This window comes from Arthrobacter sp. H14 (assembly GCF_000520495.1).
Lineage (GTDB): Bacteria > Actinomycetota > Actinomycetes > Actinomycetales > Micrococcaceae > Arthrobacter_C.
In genome coordinates this window covers 22,438-24,257 of the sequence record NZ_KI914678.1, presented here as the reverse complement: position 1 = coordinate 24,257, position 1,820 = coordinate 22,438, and the positions used below count along the sequence as shown (strand labels likewise).

3 protein-coding genes and 1 pseudogene are annotated in these 1,820 nt (G+C 63.8%); all 4 read left to right on the top strand.

The window, feature by feature from the left end; genetic code table 11:
* Nucleotides 1-110 (top strand): annotated as a pseudogene (locus tag Y707_RS32990) (hydroxyethylthiazole kinase); the annotation flags it as partial.
* Nucleotides 107-769: a thiamine phosphate synthase gene (gene thiE, locus Y707_RS33305; RefSeq protein ID WP_253905235.1), complete on the top strand. Its 663-nt coding sequence runs from the start codon at nucleotides 107-109 to the stop codon at nucleotides 767-769. The pseudogene Y707_RS32990 and the gene thiE, both read left to right, overlap by 4 nt.
* On the top strand, nucleotides 766-1,605 hold the full coding sequence (gene thiD / locus Y707_RS33300; RefSeq protein WP_035782407.1) for a bifunctional hydroxymethylpyrimidine kinase/phosphomethylpyrimidine kinase: 840 nt from the start codon (nucleotides 766-768) through the stop codon (nucleotides 1,603-1,605). The genes thiE and thiD overlap by 4 nt, the downstream gene beginning before the upstream one ends.
* 59 nt (nucleotides 1,606-1,664) lie before the next feature.
* On the top strand, nucleotides 1,665-1,820 hold a 156-nt coding region (locus Y707_RS27160; protein ID WP_035782384.1), incomplete at its 3' end, for an SDR family NAD(P)-dependent oxidoreductase.

Genomic DNA, 1,820 nt, shown 5'->3' with positions numbered 1-1,820 from the left:
AAATCGCCGCGGGCGAGGCCCGTGGGCCGGGTAGTTTCGCCGTCGCGTTTCTGGATGCCCTGGCTGGAATCGATGCTGAGAAAGTCCGATCCCGGGTGGCCATCTCATGATGGGACTGGAGGGAGTGGTGTTGAACCCCGGCGTGTATCTGGTCACTGATCCGCAGCTGTGCGGGGCGCGCGGGGTGCTGGAGACAGTGCGCTCCGCCGTCGACGGTGGCATCGAAATGGTGCAGATCCGGGACAAGAACGCCAGTGCCGTCGACCTGTCTGAAGTGGTCATGCGGATTGCTGATGCCGTCGGGGACCGGGCCATGGTCCTGGTCAACGACCGGGTCGAAGTATATTTGGCCGCGCGTGCTGCCGGCGCCGCCGTGCACGGGGTCCATATCGGTCAAAGCGACTTATCGGCTGCGCAGGTGCGGGCCATGGCCGGACCGGAGGCCATCATCGGACTGACCGCCAACACAGTCGGGCACTTGAACCGGTTACACGCACTGCCCGAGGGAACGGTGGATTACCTGGGTGTGGGCGTCATCCATCCCACGTTGACGAAACCGGATCACCCGGCCCCGCTGGGCATCGACGGTTTCGCCGCGATCGCCGCTGCAACAACGGTGCCCTGTGTGGCCATCGGCGGAGTAAAGCTGGCCGATGTGCGGCCGCTTCGGCGGGCAGGAGCGGCAGGGGTGGCAGTGGTTTCGGCGATTTGCGCAGCGGATGATCCGGCACGCGTCGCCGAAGATTTTCTGGAGGAGTGGAACCGATGAATACCCCCGTTCCGCGGGTTTTGAGCATTGCCGGCACCGACCCGACCGGCGGCGCAGGCATTCAGGCGGACCTGAAAAGCATTGCCGCACACGGCGGATACGGTATGGCCGTGGTGACCGCGTTGGTTGCCCAGAACACCCATGGCGTCCGTGCGGTCCACACACCGCCGCCGGAGTTCCTGCGGGAGCAGCTGGACGCTGTCAGCGACGACGTCACGATCGATGCGATCAAGATCGGCATGCTCGGCAACACCGAAACAATAAGTGTGGTCGATGACTGGCTGGGCCGTAACAGGTCTCCACTGGTGGTACTGGACCCGGTGATGATCGCCACCAGCGGAGACCGGCTGCTTCAGGCAGATGCGGAAGAGGCCATCGGCCGGCTGCTGCACCGGGCCGATCTCGTCACCCCGAACCTGCCCGAACTCGCCGTACTGCTGAAGGAACCGACGGCGCAGAGCTGGCCGGAGGCCCTGGAGCAGGGGCGCCGGCTCTCCCGTGCTAAATCCGTCATTGTCCTCGTCAAGGGGGGACATCTTCACGGGCAGGACTGCCCGGATGCGTTGGTCGATGCAGCCGGCGGGCTTCCTGCTGGCCGCCAGGTCTTTGAGGTGTCGGCCAAACGAATTAACACTGCTAATACGCATGGAACGGGGTGCTCGATGTCCTCGGCAATGGCCACCCTCCAGGCCCGGCTCGTGGACTGGAATGCGGCATTGACACTGACCAAGTCCTGGCTGCAGGACAGTCTGACCCATGCCGACGAACTGAACGTCGGCTCGGGCAATGGACCACTCCATCACTTTCACCAGCTCTGGAACGGTAGTGCGCCCTGACGGGGATTGAACGAGCCACTTTGAACCAAATTCATTGTCGTAAAAAATGAGGAATCTCTATGCAATTGGCAGAACAAGTCGTCTTGGTCACCGGCGGCGGGCGCGGCCTTGGCCGGCACATCATCGAGGCCTTCGCGGCCGAGGGTGCACGGGTGGTCATCAACTACCGCAACAGTGCGGCGGCCGCCGAAGAACTGGCCGGCCAGTACGGCCCC

Excerpts from the sequence above, each read along its gene's own strand:
- thiE (WP_253905235.1), top strand. The coding sequence starts at position 107 with ATGATGGGACTGGAGGGAGTGGTGTTGAACCCCGGCGTGTATCTGGTC.
- thiD (WP_035782407.1), top strand. The coding sequence starts at position 766 with ATGAATACCCCCGTTCCGCGGGTTTTGAGCATTGCCGGCACCGACCCG.